Below are 363 nucleotides of genomic sequence, written 5' to 3'. Positions count from 1 at the left end.
CTTCCTGAAGCCGGCGCTGGCCACGTTGAACGACTACGCCGCCGCGGCCAACCTGACACCGCCCATCGTGCGCACCTCGCGCTTCGGCGCCAACGCCGTCGCGATCGGTGCCGCGGCCCTGGTCCGCTACCGCCTGACCCGCCCTGCCCTCTTGCTGTCCAACCGCGACACGGCAGCCACTCACATCGAAGAACTCAAAGAGGAACCCGCCTGATGTACCTTGGAATCGACCTCGGCACCTCCGAAGTCAAGCTGCTGCTGCTGGACGGCAGCGGCCGCATCGTCGGCACCGCCGGCTCGGCGCTGTCACTCTCGGCCCCCGAGCCCCTGTGGTCCGAGCAGGCCCCGGCCGACTGGTGGCAG

Annotated in this window: 1 protein-coding gene and 1 pseudogene; both read left to right on the top strand. The window is 69.7% G+C overall.

What is annotated here, in order from left to right; all coding sequences use genetic code 11:
• Positions 1-214: pseudogene (locus tag ASD35_RS27555) on the top strand (hypothetical protein); the annotation flags it as partial.
• The coding region (locus tag ASD35_RS26535; protein ID WP_255354510.1) for an FGGY family carbohydrate kinase at positions 214-363 on the top strand (150 nt) is incomplete at its 3' end. The pseudogene ASD35_RS27555 and the gene ASD35_RS26535, both read left to right, overlap by 1 nt.

The organism is Pelomonas sp. Root1444 (assembly GCF_001426885.1).
Taxonomy (GTDB): domain Bacteria; phylum Pseudomonadota; class Gammaproteobacteria; order Burkholderiales; family Burkholderiaceae_C; genus Pelomonas.
Note: the sequence above shows the minus strand (reverse complement) of the source record. Positions and strands in the feature narration are given on the sequence as shown.